24 protein-coding genes are annotated in these 26,952 nt (G+C 51.2%); 9 read left to right on the plus strand and 15 right to left on the minus strand.

Annotation, left to right across the window (positions count from 1 at the left end; all coding sequences use genetic code 11):
• Positions 1 to 8: 8 nt before the first annotated feature.
• The 3 genes from rfaC to rfaD are packed head-to-tail and all read right to left on the minus strand — an operon-like array spanning position 9 to position 2,960.
• Positions 9 to 968, minus strand: a complete 960-nt coding sequence (gene rfaC / locus ESM_RS0103835) for a lipopolysaccharide heptosyltransferase RfaC (RefSeq protein WP_001264628.1) — start codon at positions 966 to 968, stop codon at positions 9 to 11.
• 3 nt (positions 969 to 971) lie between these two features.
• Complete coding sequence (gene rfaF / locus ESM_RS0103840) at positions 972 to 2,018, minus strand: ADP-heptose--LPS heptosyltransferase RfaF (protein WP_000699256.1); 1,047 nt, start codon at positions 2,016 to 2,018, stop codon at positions 972 to 974.
• Positions 2,019 to 2,027: 9 nt separating this feature from the next.
• Positions 2,028 to 2,960: an ADP-glyceromanno-heptose 6-epimerase gene (rfaD, locus tag ESM_RS0103845; protein ID WP_000587764.1), complete on the minus strand. Its 933-nt coding sequence runs from the start codon at positions 2,958 to 2,960 to the stop codon at positions 2,028 to 2,030.
• Between the two features lie 213 nt (positions 2,961 to 3,173).
• On the opposite strand from rfaD, the gene kbl reads away from it, so the two are divergent.
• The 3 genes from kbl to waaH all read left to right on the plus strand — a co-directional run bounded on the left by kbl (position 3,174) and on the right by waaH (position 6,676).
• A complete protein-coding gene (gene kbl, locus ESM_RS0103850) occupies positions 3,174 to 4,370 on the plus strand; it encodes a glycine C-acetyltransferase (protein ID WP_001213851.1) in 1,197 nt (398 codons plus the stop codon).
• Between the two features lie 9 nt (positions 4,371 to 4,379).
• The gene (gene tdh / locus ESM_RS0103855; RefSeq protein ID WP_000645981.1) at positions 4,380 to 5,405 is read left to right on the plus strand and encodes an L-threonine 3-dehydrogenase; all 1,026 of its coding nucleotides are present in this window, start codon (positions 4,380 to 4,382) and stop codon (positions 5,403 to 5,405) included.
• A gap of 236 nt (positions 5,406 to 5,641) precedes the next feature.
• Entirely contained in the window at positions 5,642 to 6,676 is a 1,035-nt protein-coding gene (gene waaH, locus ESM_RS0103860; protein ID WP_000982071.1) for a UDP-glucuronate:LPS(HepIII) glycosyltransferase, read from the plus strand.
• Here the strand turns inward: waaH and ESM_RS0103865 are convergent.
• From ESM_RS0103865 to gpmM, 3 genes are read right to left on the minus strand one after another with little or no spacing between them, the layout of a single operon-like run.
• Positions 6,663 to 7,622 (minus strand): divergent polysaccharide deacetylase family protein, encoded by a 960-nt coding sequence (locus ESM_RS0103865; RefSeq protein WP_000483843.1) that lies wholly within the window; start codon positions 7,620 to 7,622, stop codon positions 6,663 to 6,665. The two genes, waaH and ESM_RS0103865, sit on opposite strands and share 14 nt — an antisense overlap.
• 3 nt (positions 7,623 to 7,625) lie before the next feature.
• Entirely contained in the window at positions 7,626 to 8,885 is a 1,260-nt protein-coding gene (envC, locus tag ESM_RS0103870) for a murein hydrolase activator EnvC (RefSeq protein WP_001517464.1), read from the minus strand.
• A 33-nt stretch (positions 8,886 to 8,918) separates the two neighbouring features.
• A complete protein-coding gene (gene gpmM / locus ESM_RS0103875) occupies positions 8,919 to 10,463 on the minus strand; it encodes a 2,3-bisphosphoglycerate-independent phosphoglycerate mutase (RefSeq protein ID WP_000116564.1) in 1,545 nt (514 codons plus the stop codon).
• 244 nt (positions 10,464 to 10,707) lie between these two features.
• On the opposite strand from gpmM, the gene ESM_RS0103880 reads away from it, so the two are divergent.
• The 5 genes from ESM_RS0103880 (at position 10,708) to cysE (ending at position 13,980) form a co-directional block, all read left to right on the plus strand.
• Positions 10,708 to 11,139, plus strand: coding sequence for a rhodanese-like domain-containing protein (locus ESM_RS0103880; protein WP_010376431.1), 432 nt, complete (start codon positions 10,708 to 10,710; stop codon positions 11,137 to 11,139).
• A gap of 139 nt (positions 11,140 to 11,278) precedes the next feature.
• Positions 11,279 to 11,530 carry a glutaredoxin 3 gene (gene grxC, locus ESM_RS0103885; protein ID WP_000024387.1) on the plus strand — a complete coding sequence of 84 codons (252 nt, stop codon included), beginning with the start codon at positions 11,279 to 11,281 and terminating at the stop codon, positions 11,528 to 11,530.
• A gap of 62 nt (positions 11,531 to 11,592) precedes the next feature.
• Positions 11,593 to 12,060, plus strand: a complete 468-nt coding sequence (gene secB / locus ESM_RS0103890) for a protein-export chaperone SecB (RefSeq protein WP_000003377.1) — start codon at positions 11,593 to 11,595, stop codon at positions 12,058 to 12,060.
• Positions 12,060 to 13,079, plus strand: coding sequence for an NAD(P)H-dependent glycerol-3-phosphate dehydrogenase (gene gpsA / locus ESM_RS0103895; RefSeq protein WP_001076204.1), 1,020 nt, complete (start codon positions 12,060 to 12,062; stop codon positions 13,077 to 13,079). Before secB ends, gpsA begins: the two co-directional genes overlap by 1 nt.
• A 79-nt stretch (positions 13,080 to 13,158) precedes the next feature.
• On the plus strand, positions 13,159 to 13,980 hold the full coding sequence (gene cysE, locus ESM_RS0103900; protein ID WP_001277564.1) for a serine O-acetyltransferase: 822 nt from the start codon (positions 13,159 to 13,161) through the stop codon (positions 13,978 to 13,980).
• A gap of 55 nt (positions 13,981 to 14,035) precedes the next feature.
• Here cysE and trmL read toward each other — a convergent pair whose 3' ends face one another.
• From trmL to ESM_RS0103935, 7 genes are all read right to left on the minus strand, one after another.
• Complete coding sequence (gene trmL / locus ESM_RS0103905; protein WP_000932355.1) at positions 14,036 to 14,509, minus strand: tRNA (uridine(34)/cytosine(34)/5-carboxymethylaminomethyluridine(34)-2'-O)-methyltransferase TrmL; 474 nt, start codon at positions 14,507 to 14,509, stop codon at positions 14,036 to 14,038.
• 47 nt (positions 14,510 to 14,556) lie between these two features.
• Positions 14,557 to 15,747, minus strand: a complete 1,191-nt coding sequence (gene lldD, locus ESM_RS0103910; protein ID WP_000586943.1) for a quinone-dependent L-lactate dehydrogenase — start codon at positions 15,745 to 15,747, stop codon at positions 14,557 to 14,559.
• Positions 15,744 to 16,520, minus strand: coding sequence for a transcriptional regulator LldR (lldR, locus tag ESM_RS0103915; RefSeq protein ID WP_001517469.1), 777 nt, complete (start codon positions 16,518 to 16,520; stop codon positions 15,744 to 15,746). The genes lldD and lldR overlap by 4 nt, the downstream gene beginning before the upstream one ends.
• A complete protein-coding gene (lldP, locus tag ESM_RS0103920; RefSeq protein WP_001055313.1) occupies positions 16,520 to 18,175 on the minus strand; it encodes an L-lactate permease in 1,656 nt (551 codons plus the stop codon). The genes lldR and lldP overlap by 1 nt, the downstream gene beginning before the upstream one ends.
• A 408-nt stretch (positions 18,176 to 18,583) precedes the next feature.
• Complete coding sequence (locus ESM_RS0103925) at positions 18,584 to 22,933, minus strand: YadA-like family protein (RefSeq protein ID WP_001033284.1); 4,350 nt, start codon at positions 22,931 to 22,933, stop codon at positions 18,584 to 18,586.
• Positions 22,934 to 22,976: 43 nt separating this feature from the next.
• Positions 22,977 to 23,660: a DUF3251 domain-containing protein gene (locus ESM_RS0103930; RefSeq protein WP_001022263.1), complete on the minus strand. Its 684-nt coding sequence runs from the start codon at positions 23,658 to 23,660 to the stop codon at positions 22,977 to 22,979.
• A 543-nt stretch (positions 23,661 to 24,203) separates the two neighbouring features.
• Positions 24,204 to 24,566: a YibL family ribosome-associated protein gene (locus tag ESM_RS0103935; RefSeq protein ID WP_000665670.1), complete on the minus strand. Its 363-nt coding sequence runs from the start codon at positions 24,564 to 24,566 to the stop codon at positions 24,204 to 24,206.
• 267 nt (positions 24,567 to 24,833) lie between these two features.
• Here ESM_RS0103935 and yibT point away from each other — a divergent pair, with 267 nt between their 5' ends.
• Complete coding sequence (gene yibT / locus ESM_RS0103940; RefSeq protein WP_010376448.1) at positions 24,834 to 25,046, plus strand: protein YibT; 213 nt, start codon at positions 24,834 to 24,836, stop codon at positions 25,044 to 25,046.
• An 11-nt stretch (positions 25,047 to 25,057) separates the two neighbouring features.
• Here yibT and mtlR read toward each other — a convergent pair whose 3' ends face one another.
• Together mtlR and mtlD are read right to left on the minus strand one after the other, a co-directional pair.
• Positions 25,058 to 25,645: a mannitol operon repressor MtlR gene (gene mtlR / locus ESM_RS0103945; RefSeq protein ID WP_000228285.1), complete on the minus strand. Its 588-nt coding sequence runs from the start codon at positions 25,643 to 25,645 to the stop codon at positions 25,058 to 25,060.
• Positions 25,645 to 26,793, minus strand: a complete 1,149-nt coding sequence (gene mtlD / locus ESM_RS0103950) for a mannitol-1-phosphate 5-dehydrogenase (protein WP_000645402.1) — start codon at positions 26,791 to 26,793, stop codon at positions 25,645 to 25,647. Before mtlD ends, mtlR begins: the two co-directional genes overlap by 1 nt.
• Between the last annotated feature and the right edge of the window lie 159 nt (positions 26,794 to 26,952).

Raw genomic sequence — 26,952 nt, forward strand, 5'->3', positions numbered from 1 at the left:
TTTTACCTTTATAATGATGATAATTTTTCCAAAACTGCGTGACCGTTGAGATTAATTAAGCTTTTCCCCGGGGCCCTACAAACCACCTGATTCTTCCCATATCCGCCAATTAATCCCGGATCGGTCGGTCCATAAACAGTGATATTGGGTTTATCCAGAGCCGCAGTTAAATGGCTTAACCCCGTATCTACCGAAACCACGAATTTCGCCCCGGCCAGCACTCGGGCAACTCCTTCCAGACTCATCTTCGGCAATACGTCGACATAATCAAATCCCTCCGCCAGCCTTTTCGCCCGAGCTTCTTCATGCGGTGCGCCCCAAGGGAGTTTAATGCGGATCCCCGAATCTGCCAGCAAGCCGATTAATTCTCGCCAGTGCTCTTCCGGCCAGTGTTTATCATCACGGGTCGTGGCATGCAGAAATACAGCATATTCACCAGCATCCGGTAGTGGATTTGTCAGGAAATGCTGCGCAATAGCATAATCGCCCTGGGTTTGTGGTTTGCTATACCCCAGGCTTTTAGCGAACAACTCACGGGTTCGTTCTACGGCGTGCTGCTGTTTCGCAATATGGTGCTTGCGATTATAAAACAGGCTTGCCAGTGGTTCGCGAGCAGTTTGCCAGTCCATTCCATGCTTAACGCCATGCGCCAGACGTGTCACCAGCGCGGCACTTTTTACCAGTCCTTGCGCATCAATAATCGCGTCATAGTTTTCCGCCCGTAGCGCTTCACGAAACGCTTTCCGCTCTGCTTTAACAGGCGCTGAAAACCACGCTTTACGCCAGCGACGTATCGCTACCGGAATAACCCGCTCAACGGCGGCGTGCCAGGAAGGAATTTGTGCAAAACCTTCTTCCACCACCCAGTCAAACGTAATCCCCGGGATTGCCTGCTGTGCATCGGTGAGCGCGGGCAGCGTGTGGAGAACATCGCCCATCGACGATGTTTTGACGATCAGTACCCGCATCCGTCAGGCTTCCTCTTGTAACAACAGCGTGTTGAGTTCTTCCAGCACGAGTTGTGGCGTAATGTCGACCAGGCTCTGGTGATAACCCTCTGCGGCGTCGCCTTTACGCACTTTGTGATAACCCGTAATCAGGCGGATCACCCGCGCTTTATGGGAAAGCGGCGGTGTGAAGTCCGGGCTGCTCGGGCCATACAGTGCAACCAGTGGACGATTAAGCGCCGCTGCAACGTGCATCAGCCCTGAATCATTAGTGACAATGGCTTTACAAGCCGCAATCAGGATAACCGCTTGATCAAGCTGCGTTTCCCCTGCCAGATTACGACACCACGACTGCTGCTCGGTATTCAATGCCGCAAGGATCTCATTACCCGCTTCATGATCTTTAGCCGAGCCAAACAGAACCACCTGATAACCTTCATCAATGAGCTGTTTCGCCAGTTCCGCGTAGTGGTAGTGCGGCCAGCGTTTTGCCGGACCAAACTCTGCACCAGGGCAAAAGCCAATCATCGGGCGTTCCGATGAGAGGGAAAATTGATTACAGGTATACGATTTTTCACCTTCGCTCACCTGTAGCTGCGGCCATAGCAGTGGCTGCGGCAGATCTTGTGCTGTGCGCATAATGCCTTTGTCGTAGGCCAGCGCGACATAGCGTTCCACCATCAGTGGCCAGGCTTCTTTATCAAGTACGCGAACATCGTTGAGTAAACCATAGCGCATTTCACCACGCCAGCCGGTGCGATGAGGAATACCTGCGAAGAAAGGCACTAATGCTGATTTAAAGGAGTTGGGTAAGACGTAGGCGCGGTCGTAACGTTTTTCGCGCAGGCTATGCCCCAGCTTGCGGCGTTCGCTAATCTCCAGCGCCCCATGACCGAGGGGCATGGGAATGGCTTCGTTGACTTCCGGCATCCGCGACAATAACGGACGGCACCAGGCAGGTGCCATCACGTCGATTATCGCCTGGGGATAGCGCGCCTGGAGCGTACGATAGAGACTTTGCGACATCATCATGTCGCCAACCCAAGACGGGCCGATCACCAGTATTTTCATTCAAAGCTCTTATGCGTCGCGATTCAACCAGGCCATATATTCCGTTACGCCTTCGGCAACGGTTTTGAATGGTTTGTCATAACCCGCAGCACGCAGGTTAGTGAGATCTGCCTGGGTGAATGCCTGATAACGGCCTTTCAGTTTATCCGGGAACGGAATGTATTCGATCTGGCCTTTCTTGTGATAAGCCAGCGTCGCATCCGCCACGGCCTGGAAAGATTCTGCACGACCGGTGCCGAGGTTAAAGATGCCGGAAACGCCATTTTCCAGGAACCACAGGTTCACATCAGCCACGTCGCCCACGTAGACGAAGTCGCGTTTAAAGTTTTCGCTACCTTCGAACAGTTTCGGTGATTCACCGTTGTTAAGCTGAGTGTTGAGATGGAAAGCGACGCTCGCCATGCTGCCTTTATGGCCTTCACGCGGCCCGTAAACGTTGAAGTAACGGAAACCGACAATCTGCGAGTTCGCTTCTGGCAGGATTTGACGAACATATTCATCAAACAGGAATTTTGAGTAACCGTAGACGTTCAGTGGTTTTTCGTATTCGCGGGATTCGATAAAGTCGGAGGTGCGTCCGCCATAGGTGGCTGCGGAAGATGCATACAGGAATGGGATTTCGCGTTCCAGACAGTAGTGCAGCAGCTCTTTGGAGTATTGATAGTTGTTATCCATCATATACTTGCCATCCCACTCGGTGGTGGAAGAGCACGCGCCTTCATGGAAAATCGCTTCGACATCACCGAACTCTTCGCCAGCCATAATCTGGATCAGGAAGTCTTCCTTATCCATATAGTCTGCGATATTCAGATCCACCAGGTTCACAAACTTGGTGCCGTCTTTCAGGTTGTCCACCACCAGAATATCGGTGATGCCTTTATCATTCAGGGCCTTAACGATGTTGCTGCCGATAAAGCCCGCGCCGCCGGTAACGATGATCATAACTGTAACCTTCGAATTATGGAGTCAGAGACAATCTCAGACACGAATACTTCTATCATATCACTACACGGCGTTGGCTTCAGCCATTCACCGAAAGTGAGAATGATGGGCGTTATTTATTCTAAATTTTACAGAAGTGTTAACGCGTCATCTCGTCGCGACCTGTAAGTTTGGGTAATATGTGCGGGAATTTGTCCTGTCTGGAGAGTCGCAATGCGTGGAGAATTTTATCAGCAGTTAACTAACGACCTGGAAACCGCAAGGGCGGAAGGGTTGTTTAAAGAAGAGCGCATTATCACGTCTGCGCAACAAGCGGACATCACTGTGGCTGATGGAAGCCACGTCATTAACTTTTGTGCCAATAACTATCTCGGGTTGGCGAACCATCCTGAGCTGATTGCGGCGGCAAAGGCGGGAATGGATTCTCACGGTTTCGGGATGGCTTCAGTACGTTTTATTTGCGGTACTCAGGATAGCCATAAAGAGCTTGAGCAGAAACTGGCAGCATTCCTGGGTATGGAAGATGCGATTCTCTACTCATCCTGTTTTGACGCCAACGGTGGCCTGTTTGAAACGCTGCTGGGCGCAGAAGACGCCATTATCTCTGACGCGCTGAATCACGCTTCGATCATTGACGGTGTGCGTCTGTGCAAAGCCAAACGCTATCGCTACGCCAATAACGATATGCAGGAGCTGGAAGCGCGGCTGAAAGAAGCGCGTGAATCCGGGGCGCGCCATGTGTTAATCGCCACCGATGGTGTGTTCTCTATGGATGGCGTAATTGCCAACCTGAAAGGAGTTTGCGATCTCGCGGATAAATACGACGCTTTGGTGATGGTCGATGACTCTCATGCTGTCGGTTTTGTCGGTGAAAACGGCCGCGGTTCTCATGAATACTGCGACGTGATGGGCCGTGTCGATATCATCACCGGCACGCTGGGTAAAGCGCTGGGCGGTGCTTCCGGCGGTTACACCGCGGCGCGCAAAGAAGTGGTTGAGTGGCTGCGCCAGCGTTCTCGTCCGTACTTATTCTCCAACTCGCTGGCACCGGCCATTGTCGCCGCTTCCATTAAAGTGCTGGAGATGGTCGAAGCGGGCAGTGAACTGCGTGACCGCCTGTGGGCGAACGCGCGTCAGTTCCGTGAGCAGATGTCAGCCGCTGGCTTTACCCTGGCGGGTGCCGATCACGCCATTATTCCGGTCATGCTTGGTGATGCTGTAGTGGCACAGAAATTTGCTCGTGAGCTGCAAAAAGAGGGCATTTACGTTACCGGTTTCTTCTATCCGGTCGTACCGAAAGGTCAGGCACGTATTCGTACCCAGATGTCTGCGGCGCATACTCCTGAGCAAATTACGCGTGCGGTCGAAGCGTTCACGCGTATTGGTAAACAACTGGGCGTTATCGCCTGAGGATGTGAGATGAAAGCGTTATCCAAACTGAAAGCGGAAGAGGGCATCTGGATGACCGACGTTCCTGAACCGGAACTCGGACATAACGACCTGCTGATTAAAATCCGTAAAACAGCCATCTGCGGGACTGACGTTCACATCTACAACTGGGATGAGTGGTCGCAAAAAACCATTCCGGTGCCAATGGTCGTAGGCCATGAATATGTTGGTGAAGTGGTTGGTATTGGCCAGGAAGTGAAAGGCTTCAAAATTGGCGATCGCGTTTCCGGTGAAGGCCATATTACTTGCGGTCATTGCCGTAATTGCCGTGGTGGTCGTACTCATCTGTGCCGCAACACGATCGGCGTCGGCGTTAATCGTCCGGGTTGCTTCGCTGAATATCTGGTGATCCCGGCATTCAACGCCTTCAAAATTCCCGACAATATCTCCGACGACTTAGCTGCGATTTTCGATCCGTTCGGTAATGCGGTACACACGGCGCTGTCGTTCGATCTGGTTGGCGAGGATGTGCTGGTTTCTGGTGCGGGGCCAATTGGTATTATGGCGGCGGCGGTAGCAAAACACGTCGGCGCACGCAACGTGGTGATCACCGACGTTAACGAATACCGTCTGGAGTTGGCGCGCAAAATGGGCATCACTCGCGCGGTTAACGTTGCCAAAGAAAACCTCAATGATGTAATGGCAGAACTCGGCATGACCGAAGGGTTTGATGTTGGTCTGGAGATGTCCGGTGCGCCAGCGGCGTTCCGCACCATGCTGGACACCATGAATCACGGCGGTCGTATTGCGATGCTGGGTATCCCGCCGTCTGACATGTCTATCGACTGGACAAAAGTGATCTTTAAGGGCTTGTTCATTAAAGGCATTTACGGCCGTGAGATGTTCGAAACCTGGTATAAAATGGCGGCGCTGATTCAGTCTGGTCTGGATCTCTCGCCAATCATTACCCATCGTTTCTCCATCGATGATTTCCAGAAAGGCTTTGACGCCATGCGTTCTGGCCAGTCCGGGAAAGTTATCCTGAGCTGGGATTAACACAAAAAAGGGCTGGCATTCCAGCCCTTTTTCCTGAGGATAATCCGTTAAATATGTAAAATCTTGTCAGTACAATAAAGAATAAGTAATTGCGCTGTTCTCTTATATAGTTGTTCTCATTATCTCTCTAACCTGAAGTTACTCTCTCCCGTAAAAATAATATCTCACAGGCTTAATAGTTTCTTAATGCAAAGCCTGTACAAAGGAACGGTAATTTCAGAGGTCGTCGGTAACTTATGATGAACAGCACCAATAAACTTAGTGTTATTATCCCGTTATATAATGCGGGCGATGATTTTCGCACGTGTATGGAATCTTTAATTGCGCAAACCTGGACTGCTCTGGAAATTATTATTATTAACGATGGTTCAACGGATAATTCTGTTGAAATAGCAAAGCATTACGCGGAAAACTATCCGCACGTTCGCTTGTTGCATCAGGCGAATGCTGGCGCATCGGTAGCGCGTAATCGTGGGATTGAGGCGGCGACGGGCAAATATGTCGCTTTTGTCGATGCAGATGATGAAGTCTATCCCTCTATGTACGAAACGCTGATGACAATGGCGTTAGAGGATGATCTCGACGTGGCGCAGTGCAATGCTGACTGGTGTTTTCGTGATACCGGGGAAACCTGGCAATCTATTCCCACCGATCGCCTTCGCTCAACCGGCGTGTTAACTGGCCCGGACTGGCTGCGGATGGGGCTTTCTTCCCGCCGCTGGACTCACGTTGTCTGGATGGGCGTTTATCGCCGCGATGTTATTGTAAAAAATAACATTAAATTTATTGCCGGATTACATCATCAGGATATTGTCTGGACAACAGAATTTATGTTTAACGCGCTGCGCGCGCGATATACCGAGCAACCATTATATAAATATTATCTGCATAATTCGTCAGTGAGTCGTCTGAATAGACAAGGGAATAAAAACCTTAATTATCAACGCCACTATATTAAAATCACGCGTCTGCTGGAAAAATTAAATCGCCAGTACGCCGACAAAATTACGATTTATCCGGAATTTCATCAGCAAATAACGTATGAAGCATTGCGCGTTTGCCATGCGGTACGTAAAGAGCCGGATATTATTACCCGCCAGCAGATGATTGCCGAGATATTTACTTCCGGCATGTATAAGCGCCTGATTACTAATGTGCGCAGCGTGAAGGTGGGTTATCAGGCGTTGCTGTGGTCTTTCCGCTTATGGCAATGGCGCGACAAAACACGGTCGCACCATCGCATTACGCGTAGCGCCTTTAATTTGCGCTAGCGTTAAGTTTTGCCGCTTCGGGCTGTTTGCCCCAGCCTTGCCACTGATGCTGGAAGTAAACGATCAGTGTGCTCTGGCTGATGCTTTCGCTTAATACTTCAAAGAAGCGATTAGCATAAACCGGTTCCAGCGGTTTCTTCGGTTTACACAGCTTCACACCACGGAACGGATTACGCGGCGCGTTGGGCACGGTGTTTTTCGGCGGAGTCGATGTATCGACCTGCGGTTCATTCAGCAAGCTGCTGGCTTTCACCAGCGTAATGTCTGGCGGCAGGTTATAAACCATCTGCTGCAGCACACGTACCGTTGAAGGGTGAGGATGACCAATGGCGATCGTCGAACCGTTGCGACGCGCCAGTTCAATTGCGCGATTAAACTGCACACGAATATCCGCTTCGTTTTGCGAATCGTCGAGGAATACCTTCCGTTTAATAACTTTCACGCCAGTACCTTGCGCAGCGCGCATCGCCTGGGTATTGCCGATGGTTACGCTGTCGAGGAAGTAAAGATTGTAACGTGCCAGCGCCTGCATCACTTTCTGCATACCAAACAGGTTCGAGGTCATCTTGCTGCCCATGTGGTTGTTGATCCCCACAGCATAGGGCACGTTATTGACGGCACTGCGAATGATGCGCTCAATTTCGTCGCTACTCATTTCCGGGCGTAACGTATTTTTTTCCAGCGGCTGTTTACTCAATGGTGCCATCGGCAGATGAATCAACACTTCGTGACCGCTGTTATGCGCTTTGGTCGCCATCTCTCTGGCGTGCGGCGAGTCGGGTAGCACGGCGACGGAGATAGCGGATGGCATCGCCAGCACCTGGTTTTCGTTGTGCGGGCGATAGCCAAAATCATCAATAACGATGGCAAGTTTGCCAGCAAGTACGGGGGAGGAAAGCGCCAACAGAGCGGCAAATGCAAGAACGTTACGACGAAATGGAAACAAAACTTATCTTCCCAACCACGGCTGTGGATTGACCGCCTGACCCTGGCGGCGAATTTCGAAATAGAGTGAAGGCCGACCCTGACCGCCACTGCTGCCCACTAGTGCAATTGGCTGACCCGCGCGAACCTGCGAGCCAACGCTCACCAGTGCGCTCTGATTATAGCCGTAAAGACTCATATCGCCTTTACCGTGCTCAACCACCACCACCAGACCGTAGCCTTGCAGCCAGTCAGCCAGAATTACTCGACCGTCGGCAATCGCTTTAACTTCAGTGCCTTCAGAAGCACCAATAACCATCCCTTTCCAGCGCAGCTCGCCCTGTAGCTGTTCGCCATAGCGATGCAGTGTTGGCCCACGAACAGGCCAGAATGCCTGACCACGCGGTGCACCTAAACCACCGGTACGGGACATCAGCGATTTTTCGCTTTCGGTTGGTTTGTAGGTGGTGCCTTTGCGCGTCGCTTCTTTCTGCCTGTCGCGCACTGCCTGGGCTTCGCGCGCTTCACGTTCAGCACGTGCTTTCGCTGCCGCTTCTGCACGAGCAATGCTATTGCGCAGACGAGATTCGTTGGCGCGCAGCTCGCTTAACTGTTGCTGACCTTGTTGAATGGAAGACTCCAGCCCTGCCAGCGTCTTCTTACGCTCATTCAGCGCCTGGGTCAGCTTCGCCTGTTGGGCGCGCTGTTCATATAACAGTGTTTGTTGTTCGCTCTGTTTCTCTTCCAGTTCAGCACGCTGCATGGCAACTTCTGCGCGCGTCTGCTTCAGCTCAGCGATGGTTTCTTGTCGCGCCTGGTTGAGGTAACCGAAGTAAGCCTGCAAACGCTGGCCGCGCTGGCTTTCTTCACCGCTAAGAATGAGCTGAATACCGGTATGCTCACCCTGACGAAACGCGGCATCCAGTTGCGCGGCGAGGCTGCGTTCCTGAGCGGCTTTTTGCTGCTCCAGCTTAGCAATTGACGCGTTCATCTCATCAATCTGTTTATTCAGTTGATTGAGCGTGTTTTGCGTTTCGCGCAGCTTACGGGTGGCTTCAGAGATCGCCTCTTCCTGCTTTTTCAATTGTGCGAGCAGGCTTGCGCGTTGTTGCTGTTGTTGGCGTACCGCGCGCTCTTTCGCGGCGATATCGGCCTGAATAGACTTGAGTTGGTCGCGGTCATCCGCCTGGGCGGAAAAAGTGCACAACAATACGCCAGCGCTAAGAACGCTGGCGTAAATGATGGGCCTGACTGCAAACCTGCGCGGTTTCGTGGCCCGTGTCATGGTATTAATCGCCTTTCCCCTCATGGGGAGGGATTATTCCACGATGAACAGCGGCTTACCAGTCATCTCTTGCGGGATTTCCATACCCATTAAAGAGAGCATGGTCGGCGCGATGTCAGAAAGTTTGCCACCTTCAACCGCTTTCACGTTCTTATCGCCAACGTAAATCAGCGGAACAGGCAGGTTGGTGTGCGCCGTGTGCGCCTGACCGGTAGCCGGATCGCGCATCTGTTCAGCGTTACCGTGGTCAGCGGTGATCAGCAGTTGACCGCCAACAGATTCAACGGCTTTCGCCACTTCATCCACGCAGTGATCCAGCGCTTCTACCGCTTTAACTGCCGCTTCCATCACCCCGGTGTGACCTACCATGTCGCCGTTCGGGTAGTTACAGATGATGGTGTCGTATTTGCCGCTCTTGATTGCCGCAACCAGTTTTTCGGTCAGTTCTGCGGAGCTCATTTCCGGTTGCAGGTCGTAGGTCGCGACTTTCGGTGAGTTGATCAGAATGCGATCTTCGCCTTTGAACGACTCTTCTACGCCGCCGTTAAAGAAGAAGGTGACGTGGGCATATTTTTCGGTTTCGGAAATACGCAACTGAGTTTTGTCATTTTTCGCCATCCACTCACCGAAGGTGTTAACCAGAGAGGCTGGTGGGTAAGCCACTGAGGTTTTGATGTCGGCGGCGTATTCGGTCAGCATCACGAAATCAACGTTAACCACTTTCTTACGGGCGAAACCGTCGAAATCAGCGTTAACGAACGCGCGGGTGATTTCACGGGCACGGTCAGCACGGAAGTTCATGAAAATCAGTGCGTCGCCGTCTTCCATTGCTGCATTTGGCTGGCCTTCGGCACGGATGACAGTCGCTTTCACGAATTCATCGTTTTCGTCACGAGCATAAGCGGCCTGCAAACCGGCAACGGCGGTATCAGCCTGGAATTCGCCCTGCGCCAGAGTCAGCAGGTCATAAGCTTTTTCAACGCGATCCCAACGGTTGTCGCGGTCCATCGCGTAGTAACGACCAATAATGGACGCTACACGGCCTTTACCCAGTGCGGCAAATTTCTCTTCGAATTTTTTCAGAGAAGCTTCAGCGCTGCGCGGTGGGGTGTCGCGACCGTCGAGGAATGCGTGCAGATAGATTTTTTCTGCGCCACGTTCAGCGGCCAGTTCTACCATTGCCATGATGTGATCTTCGTGGCTGTGTACGCCGCCTGCGGAGAGCAGACCCATAATGTGTACAGCTTTGCCCGCGTTTTTCGCTTTATCTACCGCGCCAGTTAGCACCGGGTTAGCGAAGAACGCGCGATCTTTGATTTCAACGTCCAGACGAGTCAGGTCCTGATACACGATGCGGCCGGCACCCAGGTTAACGTGACCTACTTCGGAGTTACCCATCTGACGGTCAGGCAGACCGACTTCCAGACCGGAAGCGTCGATCAGGGTATGCGGACGATTGGCCCACAGTGCATCCATTACCGGGGTTTTTGCACTAAAAATGGCGTTATCCTGCTGTTCTTCGCGATAGCCATAGCCATCCAGAATCACCAGTACCATAGGTTTTTTAGAAACCGACATTGCGACAACCTCATACTCAAGAGTCAAAATTTGCGTAATTTTACTACAGCTGAATCGATAAAATAGCCTCTGAAGATCAAATTATGACGCCGCACAGTGAAAGCCGGGGGCTGATTTGCGATTTTTTTTCGTAGCGCCCCGCAAAATTGCATTCCAGTGCACGCGCTGGCTGTATTTGCCGCAACGCGCAGGTATACTCCTTTCCTGGTTTTTTTAATCACTACGTCGGGAGTTGTTACCCCCCATGCAAGAAATTATGCAATTTGTCGGCCGCCATCCCATGCTGAGTATCGCCTGGATCGCGTTACTGGTGGCGGTCCTGGTTACTACGTTCAAAAGCCTGACCTCGAAAGTGAAGGTGATTACACGTGGTGAAGCGACGTGTCTGATCAACAAAGAAGACGCTGTGGTTGTGGATTTACGCCAACGTGATGACTTCCGTAAAGGCCATATCGCTGGCTCTATCAATTTGTTGCCGACCGAAATCAAAGCCAACAATGTTGGTGAGCTTGATAAGCACAAAGACAAACCGGTTATCGTGGTTGACGGTTCTGGCATGCAGTGCCAGGAGCCAGCAAACGCGCTGACGAAAGCTGGGTTTGCGCAAGTATTTGTGCTGAAAGAAGGCGTAGCTGGCTGGGCTGGCGAGAACTTGCCTCTGGTGCGCGGCAAATAATTTACCTGTCGTTTTTTATGCCGCTGATAGTTAGCTGCAATTATGCCCCCAGTGACTTATTGATATAAGCTTCTGGGGATATTCTATTTTGTCGCTACCCTGCAACATAAAACAACAGGTAAAAAACAGGAGCTAAATTATGGCCAATGTTGAAATTTATACCAAAGAAACCTGCCCTTATTGCCATCGTGCGAAAGCATTGCTGAGCAGCAAGGGCGTGAATTTCCAGGAACTGCCGATTGATGGCAACGCCGCTAAGCGTGAAGAGATGATCAAACGCAGTGGCCGCACCACGGTTCCGCAGATTTTTATTGACGCACAGCACATTGGCGGCTGTGACGACTTGTATGCATTGGATGCACGTGGTGGACTGGATCCTCTGCTGAAATAACGTGTGAACGTTGGCATTACATTGCGCAGTATTTAAGGACAACACTTAAGGGTTTTCTACACATGTCAGAACAAAACAACACCGAAATGACTTTTCAGATCCAGCGTATTTATACCAAGGATATTTCTTTCGAAGCGCCGAACGCGCCGCACGTTTTCCAGAAAGATTGGCAGCCAGAAGTTAAACTTGATCTGGATACGGCATCTTCCCAACTGGCAGATGACGTTTACGAAGTGGTACTGCGTGTTACCGTAACGGCATCCCTGGGCGAAGAAACCGCGTTTCTGTGCGAAGTTCAGCAGGGCGGTATTTTCTCCATCGCGGGTATCGAAGGCACCCAGATGGCACATTGCTTGGGCGCATACTGCCCGAACATTCTGTTCCCGTATGCTCGTGAATGCATCACCAGCATGGTATCCCGCGGTACATTCCCGCAACTGAACCTTGCGCCGGTTAACTTCGATGCTCTGTTCATGAACTATTTACAGCAGCAGGCTGGCGAAGGTACTGAAGAACATCAGGATGCCTGATGAACCAACGTAATGCTTCAATGACTGTGATCGGTGCCGGCTCGTACGGCACCGCTCTTGCCATCACCCTGGCAAGAAATGGCCACGAGGTTGTCCTCTGGGGCCATGACCCTGAACATATCGCGACGCTTGAACGCGACCGTTGTAACGCCGCGTTTCTCCCCGATGTGCCTTTTCCCAATACGCTCCACCTTGAAAGTGATCTCGCCACTGCGCTGGCAGCCAGCCGTAATATTCTCGTCGTCGTACCCAGCCATGTCTTTGGTGAAGTACTGCGGCAGATTAAACCGTTGATGCGTCCTGACGCGCGCCTGGTATGGGCAACCAAAGGGCTGGAAGCGGAAACCGGGCGTCTGTTACAGGACGTGGCGCGCGAAGCGTTAGGCGATCAAATTCCGCTGGCGGTTATCTCTGGCCCCACTTTCGCGAAAGAGCTGGCAGCAGGTTTACCAACGGCTATTTCGCTGGCCTCTACCGACCAGGATTTTGCTGACGATCTCCAGCAACTGCTGCACTGCGGCAAAAGTTTCCGTGTCTACAGCAACCCGGATTTCATTGGCGTGCAACTTGGCGGCGCGGTGAAAAACGTCATTGCGATTGGTGCGGGGATGTCTGACGGTATCGGTTTTGGGGCGAATGCGCGAACGGCGCTGATCACCCGTGGCCTGGCTGAAATGTCGCGTCTGGGCACGGCGTTGGGTGCCGAGCCTGCCACCTTTATGGGCATGGCAGGCCTGGGTGATCTGGTGCTTACCTGTACCGACAACCAGTCGCGTAACCGCCGCTTTGGCATGATGCTCGGTCAGGGCATGGATGTACAAAGTGCGCAGGAGAAGATTGGTCAGGTGGTGGAAGGTTACCGCAATACGAAAGAGGTTCGCGAACTGGCGCATCGCTTCGGCGTTGAAATGCCAATAACCGAGGAAATTTATCAAGTATTATATTGCGGAAAAAACGCGCGCGAGGCAGCATTGACACTATTAGGTCGTGCACGCAAGGACGAGCGCAGCAGCCACTAAACCCAGGGAACTTTTGTTACCGCTATGACCCGGCTCGCGCAGAACAGGCCGGTCATTACCTCATCGTGTGGAGTAAGCAATGTCGTGTGAAGAACTGGAAATTGTCTGGAACAATATTAAAGCTGAAGCCAGAACGCTGGCGGACTGTGAGCCAATGCTGGCCAGTTTTTACCACGCAACGCTACTCAAGCACGAAAACCTGGGGAGTGCATTGAGCTATATGCTGGCGAACAAGCTGTCATCGCCCATTATGCCTGCCATTGCTATTCGCGAAGTGGTTGAAGAAGCTTATGCCGCCGACCCGGAAATGATCGCTTCTGCGGCCTGCGATATCCAGGCGGTGCGTACTCGCGACCCGGCAGTCGATAAATACTCAACGCCATTGTTATATCTGAAAGGTTTTCATGCCTTGCAGGCGTATCGCATTGGTCACTGGTTGTGGAATCAGGGCCGCCGTGCACTGGCAATTTTCTTGCAAAACCAGGTATCTGTGACGTTCCAGGTCGATATCCATCCGGCGGCAAAAATTGGTCGCGGTATCATGCTCGACCACGCGACGGGCATCGTCGTTGGTGAAACGGCGGTAATTGAAAATGACGTGTCGATTCTGCAATCCGTGACGCTCGGTGGTACAGGTAAAACCAGCGGCGATCGTCACCCGAAAATTCGTGAAGGCGTGATGATTGGCGCTGGTGCGAAAATTCTCGGCAACATTGAAGTTGGTCGTGGCGCGAAGATTGGCGCAGGTTCCGTGGTGCTGCAACCAGTGCCGCCGCATACCACTGCCGCTGGCGTTCCGGCGCGTATCGTCGGTAAACCAGACAGCGATAAACCGTCAATGGATATGGATCAGCATTTCAACGGCATTCACCATACGTTTGAGTATGGCGATGGGATCTGATGTCCTGTGATCGTGCCGGATGCGATGCTAACGCATCTTATCCGGCCTACGGTAACTAATCTCTCAACACCGCCCCCGGATACCCCAACTGCCGCCAGGCTTCATACACCACCACCGACACCGCATTGGACAGGTTCATGCTGCGGCTGTCCGGCACCATTGGAATACGAATTTTTTGTTCAGCGGGCAGGGCGTCAAGGATGGTTGCGGGTAAGCCACGTGTTTCCGGGCCGAACATCAGATAATCGCCATCCTGATAACTTACGGCGCTATGTGCGGGCGTACCTTTAGTGGTAAGGGCAAACAGACGCTGGGGATTTTCCGCCTCAAGAAACGCGCTATAGTCATGATGACGCGTAACGGCGGTAAATTCGTGGTAGTCCAGCCCCGCGCGGCGCAGGCGCTTGTCGTCCCAGGCAAATCCCATCGGTTCGATGATATGCAGACGAAAGCCGGTATTAGCGCAAAGACGAATGATGTTGCCAGTGTTTGGCGGAATTTCTGGTTCGTAAAGTACGATGTTTAGCATACTGCCCCCTTAGTGCGGGGGCAGGATAGCAGATATTAATCTAACCCTTAAGCTGCATTCCCTTTCGCCATCGGAGCCAGTGCCGCAGGCAACTCTTTACCCAGCCCCTGAACCAGCGAGTCTTCCGTGATTTCGCTAATTGATTTCGCGCCAGTCAGCGTCATCGCCACTTTCATCTCTTTCTCGATCAAATTCAGCAAGTTTGCTACGCCCGCCTGGCCCGCCGTGGCCAGTGCATACAGGAAAGCACGGCCCAGCAGTACGGTATCGGCACCGAGTGCGATCATACGCACAACGTCAAGCCCGTTACGAATGCCGCTATCCGCCAGAATCGCGATATCGCCTTTCACCGCATCTGCAATAGCAGGCAGTGCGCGGGCGGAAGAGAGCACGCCATCCAACTGACGACCGCCGTGGTTAGAAACTACAATGCCATCAGCGCCAAAACGGACTGCATCACGGGCATCTTCCGGATCGAGGATCCCTTTGATCACCATCGGGCCATCCCAGAAATCACGGATCCACTCAAGGTCTTTCCAGGAGATGGATGGATCGAAGTTATTCCCCAGCCAGCCGATGTAATCTTCCAGTCCGGTCGGTTTACCGAGATAAGCTGAGATATTACCTAAATCATGCGGACGACCGTTCAGACCCACATCCCAAGCCCATTGCGGATGAGTCACCGCCTGCAAGTAGCGGCGCATTGCAGCATTCGGACCGCTCATACCCGAGTGTGCGTCACGGTAGCGTGCGCCCGGCGTTGGCATGTCAACGGTGAAAACCAGCGTCGAACAACCCGCGGCTTTTGCCCGTTCCAGCGCGTTACGCATAAAGCCGCGATCGCGCAGCACATAAAGCTGGAACCACATTGGGCGCTTGATTGCTGGTGCAACTTCTTCAATCGGGCAAACGGAAACCGTCGAGAGAGTAAACGGAATGCCATGCGCATCTGCCGCTTTTGCTGCCTGGACTTCGCCGCGACGCGCATACATGCCGCACAAGCCCACCGGAGCCAGCGCTACTGGCATCGACAATTTCTCATTAAACAGCGTCGTTTCCAGGCTTAAGTCAGACATGTTTTTCAGAATGCGCTGGCGCAGCGCCACGTCGGACAAATCTTCTACATTGCGGCGCAGGGTGTATTCAGAATATGCGCCGCCATCCATATAGTGGAACAGGAACGGCGGCAGAATGCGTTGTGCGGCGGCGCGATAATCGCTGGCTGCGGAAATAATCATGCGTTTTTCTCCCTCGAATGCTCATGATGCTCACCGGGCAGGCGGGTAATGCGTGCGCGGCGTGCCTGATCTTCATCGAATCGTTTTATGGTGGTGTGGACAAAACTGAGATGCGCCATCATCGCTTTACGCGCACCGTCGGCATCACCAGCAAAAATGGCGTCAATGACTGCCTGATGCTGTTCAGTCAGTTGCGAAAAAACGGGCGGAACCAGATACATCCGCTGGCGACTTTGCATTACCGAGGACTGCAGGACATCAAAGAAACCGCGCATGGTCTGTAGCAGAACAATGTTATGTGAGGCTTCGGCAATCGCCAGATGAAAACGAACGTCTGCTTGTGAGGCGAGGTCCGGGTCTTCGCTGAGCGTTGCCTCAAAGCAAAGCTGAATTTTCTCTTTGTCGCCAGGCGTGGCGCGCATCGCCGCATGCCAGGCGGTGCTGGCTTCAATGGCGTAGCGGGCTTCCAGAATATCGAAGCTGTAATCCGGATCATCGGCCATCAGCGTTTTCAGTGGTTGGACGATGTTTTGCTCCGACCATGCATCATGACGCCAGCGAATAAACGTCCCGCCGCCGCGTCGGCTAAGCAGCACGCCTTCGCTTACCAGTTTTGCCAGCGCCTCGCGTAATGAATTACGCGACACGCCGAGCTGCATCGCCAGTTGACGTTCAGCGGGCAACTTCATGCCCGCCTCCAGATTTTTTTCATCAATCAGCGCCCGCACACGATCTGCTACCTCGTCTGACAGGCGTCTGGGTATAACCATCATTAAGGAATCATCCACGTTAAGACATAGGCCTGCAGCGTGGTGATCACGCCCACCATACAGGTGAAGATCAGGCTGTGTTTGACAGTAAAGCGGAACAAATCAGACTCTTTGCCAACCAGGCCTACTGCCGCACAGGCGATGGCGATAGATTGCGGAGAGATCATCTTGCCGGTGACGCCGCCGGTAGTGTTGGCTGCAACCAGCAACAGGTCAGAGACGCCAATTTGTTGTGCTGCTGTGGCTTGCAGAGCGGCAAACAGGGCGTTAGATGATGTATCCGAGCCGGTCAGGAATACACCCAGCCAACCAAGGAATGGCGAGAAGAAGGTGAATGCGTGGCCGGTGTGTGCCAGAGCCAGCGCCAGTGTTGACGACAACCCGGAATAGTTCGAAATAAAGGCGAACGCCAGCACCATACCAATGGAGTAGATGGGCAGCGCCAGCTCTTTCAGCGTGTTGCCGAAGGTGCTGATAGCGTCAGACGGTTTCATTTTCAGCCAGATAACAGAGAGCAGCGCAGCAAACAGAATGGCGGTGCCGGTGGCAGAGAACCAGTCGAACTTAAACACGGCTGCATAGGCGGTGGCTTCGCTGACCACCGGCGGCATACGAGCAACCAGTTTATCGAGGTACGGCACCGGAATGTTGATGACCCACTCATACAGCGCTCCGCCTGAAGCAAACAGGGCTTTAAACGGTGGAATACTCCACAGTGTTACGGTGGCGGTCAGGAACAGGAACGGTGTCCAGGCACGCAATACCTGACCTGCGGTGTAACCGGTGTGAGCCAGCGTCATATCAACCTGTGACGCCCCCAAATCACCGAAGCGGAAAACGCGCACCGGCTGCCAGCGTTTGAGGAACAGTGTCAGGCAGAGTAGCGATACCAGCGAAGAGATAATGTCCGGCAGTTCCGGCCCAATGAAGTTGGAACTGAGGTACTGTGCGATGGCAAACGAACCACCCGCAACCACGACCGCAGGCCAGGTTTCTTTGATACCGCGCCAGCCGTCCATAATTGCCATGATCCAGAACAGCACGATAATAGTCATAAATGGTAGCTGGCGGCCTACCATCTGGCCAATCTCAAAGCTGTCGATGCCTGTTACCTGCCCGGCAACCAGAATCGGAATACCCATTGCGCCAAATGCCACCGGTGCGGTGTTAACAATCAGGCACAGCCCGGCGGCGTACAGTGGTTTAAAGCCCAGGCCGACCAGTAAGGCTGCGGTAATCGCGACCGGTGCGCCGAAGCCTGCAGCCCCTTCGAGAAATGCGCCGAAACAGAAACCGACGATCAGCATTTGCAGGCGCTGGTCAGGGGTTATTGAAAGAATGGACGAGCGGATGATGTCAAACTGCCCGGTTTTCACCGAGATCTTATAGACGAATACCGCTGCAATAATAATCCACGCGATCGGCCACAGGCCGTAGAAGAAGCCATAAACCACGGAGGCCAGCGCGTTGGCGACCGGCATTTTATAGAACAGTAAAGCTACCGCCAGAGCGATAGTGACCGTCCAGGTGGCGGCGACGTATCCTTTCAGTTTGAGCTTAATCAGCGCAAAGAAGAAAAACAGGATGGGAAGCGATGCTATCAGGCTGGAAAGCCAGATATTCCCGGCGGGATCATAGTTTTGTTGCCAGAGATTCATTGCAGGTCTCCTGGAGGCCACGCACATCGTGTAATGAGTCTGTTGCTCATCTCCTTGTCACACGTTGTGTAAAAGTGGCACTGCCAATTTTGTTGTGTAGGGATAATGACAACGAATGGTTAACTAAATGTTATGCAATGGCAACGTTAATGTGAGTTTGAATTGATGAACTGTGAACCAGAGGCCAGATAAGGGAAGAATTGGTAGGGCCAATTTGGGGGGAGGAAGGTGTCTGGTAAAGAAAAGGGCAATCCTCATCAGAGAATTGCCCGCAGATTGTTGACCTGGTGCACCTTATTTTGCCGGATGCGGCGTGAACGCCTTATCCGGCCTACAGGAATTTGTGGAATCCTCCTGTAGGCCGGATAAGCGTAGCGCATCAGGGTTTACCCATTCGTTAATGGATAATTACCACTGAATACCGGCACCGAGTGCGGCGGAGTATTCGCCCTGGCTATTGGTACTACCTTGTAATTTGTAGACCCAACGACCGTTGGCACTCACCATCGATACACCTAAAGCAACAGCCGATTCACCGTTATAAGTACCGCCACCAATAGAAGCCATGCTGGCACCTGGCGTGTAGGCCTGAGGCAGACCAGTCATCGCCATTGCCGAAGCGATACCACCGCTCAGCTTGCTTTCAGTTTTAGACAGTTTGTGATCCATCTCAACCATGCGCTGATCGGTGTATTGCTTCGTTTCCTGCACGCTTTGCTTCAACTGCGCGTAGTTCACCGCATCGTTGTTTTCCACGCCAGCGGAAACGTTGCTAATACGTGTTGTGCCGCCATTGCCACCCCCGAGTGTAATGCTGCTGTAGTCAACAGAACCGTCAGATTTAGTGTCGTAGCGAACGCTGCCGGCTTCAGAAGATTTCAACTGCGCAACGTTAACGGCGTCGGTAGCATTTTTACCGGCGGCTACGTTGGTGATACGACGCTGATTAGTAGAAGAACCGACAGAGATCGTATTTTCTTCGTCTGCCACAGAGCCCGTACCCAGTGCAACGCTGTTGTCAGCGGCAGCAATAGAGCCGGAACCAATCGCGACGCTATCTGTACCCTGGGCATTGGCATCTGCGCCAGTGGTGTTGGCTTTGAAATATTTGGTACTACCGGTGGTTACGATATCACCAATACCATTTTCGATATTGGTGACGCGGGTATCCAGATTTGTTACCTGAGTGTTGAGGTTGGTAATGCTCTGGGTATTTTGCTCCACACGTGCATCCGTGACTTTCAACTGCCCAACGTTGACGGCATCGGTATCAGCCGAACCCGCCGCGACGTTAGTGATCTGACGCTGACCCTGTCCACTGCCAACAGAAAACTCACCCACAGAATTTTGTGGCGCGTTCATGTTGTAAGCGGTGTAGTTGCTTTGAGCACCACGGGTAGTCTGAGAACCATTACCTATCGCAATGCTATCCGCATGATTTACGCGTGCATTACTACCGATAGCAATACCGTTGATTGCATCGGTCAGTACTAGCGTATTCAGACCTATGCCAATACCAGCGTCAGCATTAACGGCTGTTTTCGCCCCTATTGCCAGGGAGTCAGTTCCTACGGCCAGCGAATCTTCTGCTGTTGAATTGGCGTGGAAATATTTGGTTGGTGTGGTCGCTACAGCGCCAATAGCGTTCTGCAATTGACGTACGGTAACGGCGTCATGTGCTTCTGAACCATCGGCAATGTTAATGATTTGACGATATTTACCATCGTCGCCAATCGACAAGGCACCCAGCAGTTCACCATCCGTGGTGTCATAACCAATCACCACACCATTTTTCGTCACGCTGGTAGAACGAGAACTCTTCACAATGACACGGTCAGAAACGGAGTTGCTACCTATTGCAATGCCGGTATCAATAGTGCTACTGCTGTCCTGGCCAATCGCGATGCTACTGGCACCAGAAGCAACGGAGTTATAACCGACAGCGGTAGATCCAATGCCTGTGGCGCTGGCATCGTGGAAGGTTAAACCGGTGTCATTTGTACGAATATAGTTAATACCTGTGCCGTTTTTTTCTGTATAGGTATTGCTGGTATCGCCGGCAAAGTTGTTGATCATCATATTTGTGGCGTACAACTGAGAACCGTTGACTGCATCGTTGCTGTTAGCATCAACCAGACCGTCTGCCACGTTAGTAATTACACTGGCACTGCCGTTGTGGCTGGCGTTGAATGCGCCATTGTTACCTGCGGTTGCATCCCAGAGCAGGGCATCATCGAGAGTTGAGTCGATCGCGTCCAGAGCGTCGCCCACATTATCGTAATCGGCATTCGCAATTGTGTATGATGGCGCGCTGATGCTGCCATCTGTATTCACCGTAGAACCGCCTCCCAGAGCATCAGCGACAGAGTTACTCATGGTGTAGAGTTGCGAGCCGTTTACGGCATCGCTGCTGGTTGCGTCAACCGCACCTGCCGCTACATTCGTTATTTGGCTGGCGCTGCCACTATGGCTGGCGCTAAATGCCCCGGTTTGACTGTCCCAAAGCAGGGCATCACCAAGTGAATTACCCATCGATGTATTAATCGCGTTCAGGGCATCGCCAACGTTACTGTAATCGGTTCCGTCAATATTATATGTTGGTCCGGTTAACGCACCGCTGGCATCAACTGCGGCATTGCCACCCAGGTACGTCGCGACGGAACTGCTTAAGCTGTAGAGTTGAGAGCCGTTAATCGCGTCGGTACTGTTGGCATTGATGTCACCTATTGCAACGTTGGTGATTTTGTTGGTGGTGCTGGTGCCGTGTTTGGCACTGAACGCCGTACCATTCCACTGCAGGGCATCATCTTCCAGGCCCGTGATTGTGGTATTGATATCCGCGACATCATTGGTCAGGTTGGTGATGTTGGTGGTGTTGGTGGCAACGTTATCGTTTGTCGTTTTCAGTTGCGAGCCGTTGACGGCATCGGTGCTGGTGTCTGACAGGTCACCGGCCATGACGTTGGTGATTTTGCTGGTGGTGTTAGTGCCGTGTTTGGCGCTGAATGCCGTGCCATTCCACTGCAGGGCATCATCTTCCAGGCCTGTGATTGTGGTGTTGATATCCGCGACATCATTGGTCAGGTTGGTGATGTTGGTGGTGTTGGTGGCAACGTTATCGTTTGTCGTTTTCAGTTGAGCGCCGTTGACGGCATCGGTGCTGGTGTCTGACAGGTCACCGGCCATGACGTTGGTGATTTTGCTGGTGGTGTTAGTGCCGTGTTTGGCACTGAACGCCGTACCATTCCACTGCAGGGCATCATCTTCCAGGCCCGTGATTGCGGTGTTGATATCCGCGACATCATCAGTCAGGTTGGTGATGTTGGTGGTGTTGGTGGTTACATTATCGTTGGTGGTTTTCAGTTGTGAACCGTTAATCGCATCTTTACTGGTGTCTGAAATCGTGCCATTTGCAACATCGGTAATTACACTGGTAGTTGAGCTACCATGAGCAGCGCTGTATTTGCTTCGGGTTTGGTCCCATTGCAGGGTGTTTTCATCAAGTACAGTAAGCGCATCGCCAACGTTATTTTTGTTACCATTTTTTAAATTGTAGGCGGGGGCTTTAACTGTACCGTCGTCAACATTTACCGATGCGCCTCCACCAAGTCTTTTAGCTACCGAATCGCTGATCGCATAAAGCTGTGAACCATTAATGGCATCGTGACTGTCAGATTTGATCGTGCCATTTTTCACATTTACGATCTTGCGTTTTAATGAGTCATTGCCGACAGAAACACTATCGTCCAGATCTGCAATCGAACCAGCCCCCAGCGCGACGGCGTTAATTCCGTTGACACTGGTATTACTACCAAGTGCAATACTATTATCGCCAGTTACAACACTGGCATTACCTAAGGCAATAGAGCTTAAGCCGCTCGACTGGCTACCATTACCCAGAACGATAGCATCAGTGCCATTAGTTTTGCTGCCTTGACCTATGGTGATTGTGCTATCAGCCAGAGACTGGCTGCCGTTACCCAGTGCTATAGAATTAGCATTGTTGGCAAGGCTTCCGGGGCCCATCGCGATGCTATTCTCCCCTTTTGCATGCGCTTTATTACCAATAGCGGTAGCATTTTCAGCGGCTTCGCTCTCAGCACCCATAGCAATCGCGTTTGCTGCGCTGGTGAGTGCTTTTCTGCCTAATGCGAGGCTGTCATTTCCGGTGGCTTGAGTCTCCATACCTATTGCAAGGCTATATAATCCATTTGCATTAGATTTGTAGCCAACCGCAGTAGCGTAGTCGTTTATTGCGGACGATTCTCTTCCCACTACAATGGAAGCTTGACCAGTTGATGTAGTTCCCCCGCCGAGAGCCAAAGAAAATTGGCCACTGGCTGTTGCAGAGTTACCCATTGCTGTCGATCTGTCGCCTGATGCATTCGTGGCTAGTCCTAGAGCCAGAGCCCAATTCCCTGCAAAACTGTTATAGCCGATAGCTGTTGCTCCTGAAGCTAGCGCATTAGCCTTAGGACCAATTGCAATAGAAGATTTTTGAACTGCATCTGTTGATGCTTGAGAACCTTCACCAATTGCAATCCAAATATTACCTATCGAACTAGGTAATGTATCAACACCTGTACCCGCCTGATTTCCTGCGCTGGTCTCAAACGACGACAACAACCCACCGACAACCAATGCAGAAACTAACAGCTTACTGCGCCCGCTCTTCTTCCCACGGCTTTTTGCCGTTTCGCTGGCAACGCTATAACTGCCCGTCGCCGGGTTCCAGATAACTTTAAAGATTTTGTTCATTATTGATGCTCTCTATTCCTTGATATAAGCGCAGAAGCCGCATTTATTTTTTGCTTTTTCGTTGCCGAGTTTCAGCAGGTTGAATGATGCCGAACTGAAGATTGGTCATATTGATGGACAACTTCAGATACTTCAGGTTATTAGGCGAAACGCCTTTTAATGTCAGATTAATGTCTTGCCATTGACCAGGTATTAATTGAAGAGTGGAATTCATAGTGGTGTTGAAAAGTAATTGCTGCCATTTCGCCAGGGCTTTGGCATCAGTGGGTTTTTCATTACCCCATGTAGCATGGAAGCCAATATTTGATACGGGAATGCTTAACAGGTTAACCAGCGAAATCCGAATAACGCTGCCATTCTCTACGGCATCAATAGACAGTATACGTCCTGCTAAACCGACTGAGCCGTTATTTAAAATGAAGTATTGTGTTTGTGCTGGGTTAAATTCAGTGAAGACAAATTCGTCCTGTTTGTTTTTGACAGCCCTTACGATGTTGGCAAGTGTTTTGGTGCTGTTTGTGATATTATTCTGTTGTTTTTCAAATAGTTCTATTTTGTGGTTGTATTGCTCTTGTTGTTTCTCAAGCGCCTCTATTTTACTTTTTTGCAACTCTTGCTGTTTGGTTAAATCATCGATCAGGTTCGCTTTTTCAATATAATCACAGCCTGTTAATGCACAGAATGACAATATTGTTAACACGTTTAAAAGTGTTTTTTTTATGTTCACAGGGTGAATTCCTTTTCATAATCCCAATATGTTGATAATTACACCACAAACATTTTTTTGATGAATGTTTGTGGTGTATGTATTCGCAATAAAAATTTATGGAAGAGTTTTGAAATAATTGGTATCGCGAACATGTCATTAAATGACGAATGATTTCATTTTGTAGCGAACAATATTAATCGCACGGATTTTAATGAGCGATATTAATCAATGTCAAATGTTCAGGATTTTAGGCTGACGGGAATAGGGAAGTTTTATATTCATATAAATGATGTTTTGTGATGAGGTTTGCTATGCTGATGGAAAAATATAAATAATTACGCGTCATTATACGACGATTTATTACTATGATTTATATATAGTACGTTATTGCGCAACGCATTTTCAGATTTTAGCCTGCAAAAATCACTCAAACTAGTGGGGAAACTGGGATATTTTATGTTAAGAAAGACATCGAATTCGATGAGAGGTACATGCTCCTGCATGTGCCAGCAGGAGCGAGTAAATCGTGAGAGGCTGTGATTACAGCGACCAGAAAGGAACTTAAAACGCGATCTTTGAGAACCCTGTCATCTCTTGCAGGCCCATTTCACGGCCCAGCTCGGTCATTGGGTGCACTACCACCAGCCCACGAACACTCTTCTTCAGTTTGCCCATGTCCGCTTGCTCTTTTTTAGTAATCGCACGCTGGAAAGGCATTTTCATCAGCTTTTGTGCTTCTTTGCTGAGTTTTTGGCTGTGAACGTCACGCAGACGAGCAATTTCAGCTTCCAGCGTGGCTTTCTCTTTTTCCAGTTCGGCATATTTGTCTGCGGCTTCAACCAGCGACAGGTCGGCCTGTTGGTGACGGATGGCGTCCAGGCGATCGCTAAGACGTTTAATTTCGTTTTTTTCGACTTCTTTCATGTGATGGCTTCTGATAAAGATAAATTTATAGTCCTAGTATGCGTGACGGGGTGCTTTGTTCACAACCGATGGTATTGTAATAGTTTTTCTGGGTAACCAATTTTGCGTTCAGAAAAGAATGTAATTTATTGATTAATAAAAAGTAATAAGCAAGCAAGGACAAACGTTGTAGATTTCGCACGTTTTCCTTAATGCCATTTTTACCGGGATCTAAACTAAAATTGGCGGCCGCGCATTCCCGGCGCGGGGTAATTCGGAGATATTATGATGGGCAAAATAGGTGAAAACGTTCCGCTTTTTATCGATAAAGCCGTAGATTTCATGGCATCAAGCCAGGCGTTCCGGGAGTATCTGAATAAACTTCCCCCTCGTAACGCGATCCCGTCCGATATACCTGAGGAAAGCGTGCCGTTATATCTCCAACGCCTGGAATATTATCGTCGGCTTTATCGACCGAAGCAGGTAGAGGGGCAGCAGTAAGCGAGCATTGCTTACTTTTGAAAGGCTTTTTTTAAGCTGATTTTGGAAATCAGCTCTGTCAGTGAAAGGACCATTGTTGATCGCACAGCTTGTTGATAGCGTTGAACTTGCATCGCGTACAAACTGGAGTCTGCTGGTTCAAACTGTGGCGGCGGTGGTAGCGCCGCCACGCAATGCAGTTCGCCAAATGGCCCAAGAATTTCATCATCGGTAAACGCGTACTCGTTGCCGTCGTGGTTCAGCTCTTCCCGCAGTGCCATCAACAGTTCCGCATCTTCGTATTCATGGCGACTGATTACGCCAAGCCCATAAATCAGCTTTAAGCGCACGGACAGATCGCCCAGCGGGCCATTGCCGTCGAGTAACGGTTCTACAGCATACTTCACCGCGTAATCGTCTTTGCGGAATACCTGAAGCACCAGAAGATTCACCGCCTCGGTCAGGAGATCGACGGCGGTAATCAGAAAGCTTCGCACGGTTTTGCCAGCATTCAGACGCTCAAGCACACGGTTTTCAAAGGCCTGGGTTTGTTCCATTGTTGCCTGCATATCTGACAATCTGTTATTCGGGCGCAGGGACCCCTGCGCCTGGTCCACCATTATTGCATTGCGTTATAAGCGGTTACCGCTTCTGTGACAACCTCGCTGTTGGCATCAAGCCCGGAAATCTGTGCCAGCGCAGCCTGCGGCCCTTTGTCGGCAATCAGCGCAGCCAGTTCCTGAGCCTGTGGATCTTCTTCACTGCGGAAGTGCATGGCGGCAGCAATACCCTGAATCAGGTTTTTGTGCGGTAAACCGTACTCCAGCGTACCCAGCAGCGGTTTTACCAGACGATCTCCGGCGCTCAGTTTACGCAGCGGCTGACGGCCTACACGCTCCACATCATCTTTCAGATACGGGTTTTCAAAACGGCCGAGGATTTTCTGGATATACGCAGCATGTTTATCAGCATCAAAACCGTAGCGCTTGATTAGCACCGCGCCGCTTTCTTCCATCGCACCTTTTACCACCGCACGGATTTTCTCATCGAGAATTGCGTCACGAATGGTCTGATGACCCGCCAGTTTTCCGAGGTACGCGGTTATAGCATGGCCCGTATTCAGGGTGAAGAGTTTACGCTCAACAAATGCCATCAGGTTGTCGGTTAGCTCCATACCTGGGATGTTTGGCAGCGCGCCTTTGAATTGAGTTTTATCGACAATCCATTCGCTGAAGGTTTCTACCGTCACTTCCAGCGGATCGTTGGTTGCAGAAGCAGAAGGCGGCACGATGCGGTCAACGGCGGAATCGACAAAGCCAACGTGTTCTTCAACCCACGCTTTTGCTTCTTCCGGCAGGGCATTCATTACATGGCCTTTCAACTGAGTGGTGCCGCGAACCATGTTTTCACACGCGATGATGTTCAGTGGGGATGCATTACCTTGTTCTTTGCGTTTCACCAGCCCTTTAGCAATCGCCGGAGCAATTCGTTCCAGCACGACCGGGCCAACGGCGGTAGTGACTAAATCGACCTGAGCGATTAAATCCACCACGTCATCACCAATACTGCTGACGGCATCAACGCCGGAAACGGTATCGACCTGCTCGGTTTCACCGACCACATGAACCTGGTAGCTATGACGGGCATTCAGGGCATCAAGTACCACCTGATTGACATCGGCAAATGTCAGTTGAATACCCGCATCAGCCAGCAGTTTACCGATAAAGCCACGACCGATGTTACCTGCGCCAAAATGTAATGCTTTCATAGTATTAACCTTCATCAATGTTTTTACCCGAGAGGGCTGGGGTGAGGCATTTCCCTCACCCAAACCCTCTCCATGAGGAGAGGGGCCGAGATATTGCCGGATGCGGCGTAAACGCTTTATCCGGCCTACAAGAACGAGCAAATTCAATAAATTGCACTT

It is taken from the genome of Escherichia sp. TW09308 (assembly GCF_000208565.1).
GTDB lineage: Bacteria > Pseudomonadota > Gammaproteobacteria > Enterobacterales > Enterobacteriaceae > Escherichia > Escherichia marmotae.

Coding starts and splice junctions, on each gene's coding strand:
- rfaC (WP_001264628.1), bottom strand. CDS start 968: ATGCGGGTACTGATCGTCAAAACATCGTCGATGGGCGATGTTCTCCAC.
- rfaF (WP_000699256.1), bottom strand. CDS start 2,018: ATGAAAATACTGGTGATCGGCCCGTCTTGGGTTGGCGACATGATGATG.
- rfaD (WP_000587764.1), bottom strand. CDS start 2,960: ATGATCATCGTTACCGGCGGCGCGGGCTTTATCGGCAGCAACATCGTT.
- kbl (WP_001213851.1), top strand. CDS start 3,174: ATGCGTGGAGAATTTTATCAGCAGTTAACTAACGACCTGGAAACCGCA.
- tdh (WP_000645981.1), top strand. CDS start 4,380: ATGAAAGCGTTATCCAAACTGAAAGCGGAAGAGGGCATCTGGATGACC.
- waaH (WP_000982071.1), top strand. CDS start 5,642: ATGATGAACAGCACCAATAAACTTAGTGTTATTATCCCGTTATATAAT.
- envC (WP_001517464.1), bottom strand. CDS start 8,885: ATGACACGGGCCACGAAACCGCGCAGGTTTGCAGTCAGGCCCATCATT.
- gpmM (WP_000116564.1), bottom strand. CDS start 10,463: ATGTCGGTTTCTAAAAAACCTATGGTACTGGTGATTCTGGATGGCTAT.
- ESM_RS0103880 (WP_010376431.1), top strand. CDS start 10,708: ATGCAAGAAATTATGCAATTTGTCGGCCGCCATCCCATGCTGAGTATC.
- grxC (WP_000024387.1), top strand. CDS start 11,279: ATGGCCAATGTTGAAATTTATACCAAAGAAACCTGCCCTTATTGCCAT.
- secB (WP_000003377.1), top strand. CDS start 11,593: ATGTCAGAACAAAACAACACCGAAATGACTTTTCAGATCCAGCGTATT.
- gpsA (WP_001076204.1), top strand. CDS start 12,060: ATGAACCAACGTAATGCTTCAATGACTGTGATCGGTGCCGGCTCGTAC.
- cysE (WP_001277564.1), top strand. CDS start 13,159: ATGTCGTGTGAAGAACTGGAAATTGTCTGGAACAATATTAAAGCTGAA.
- trmL (WP_000932355.1), bottom strand. CDS start 14,509: ATGCTAAACATCGTACTTTACGAACCAGAAATTCCGCCAAACACTGGC.
- lldD (WP_000586943.1), bottom strand. CDS start 15,747: ATGATTATTTCCGCAGCCAGCGATTATCGCGCCGCCGCACAACGCATT.
- lldR (WP_001517469.1), bottom strand. CDS start 16,520: ATGATGGTTATACCCAGACGCCTGTCAGACGAGGTAGCAGATCGTGTG.
- lldP (WP_001055313.1), bottom strand. CDS start 18,175: ATGAATCTCTGGCAACAAAACTATGATCCCGCCGGGAATATCTGGCTT.
- ESM_RS0103925 (WP_001033284.1), bottom strand. CDS start 22,933: ATGAACAAAATCTTTAAAGTTATCTGGAACCCGGCGACGGGCAGTTAT.
- ESM_RS0103935 (WP_000665670.1), bottom strand. CDS start 24,566: ATGAAAGAAGTCGAAAAAAACGAAATTAAACGTCTTAGCGATCGCCTG.
- yibT (WP_010376448.1), top strand. CDS start 24,834: ATGGGCAAAATAGGTGAAAACGTTCCGCTTTTTATCGATAAAGCCGTA.
- mtlR (WP_000228285.1), bottom strand. CDS start 25,645: ATGGTGGACCAGGCGCAGGGGTCCCTGCGCCCGAATAACAGATTGTCA.
- mtlD (WP_000645402.1), bottom strand. CDS start 26,793: ATGAAAGCATTACATTTTGGCGCAGGTAACATCGGTCGTGGCTTTATC.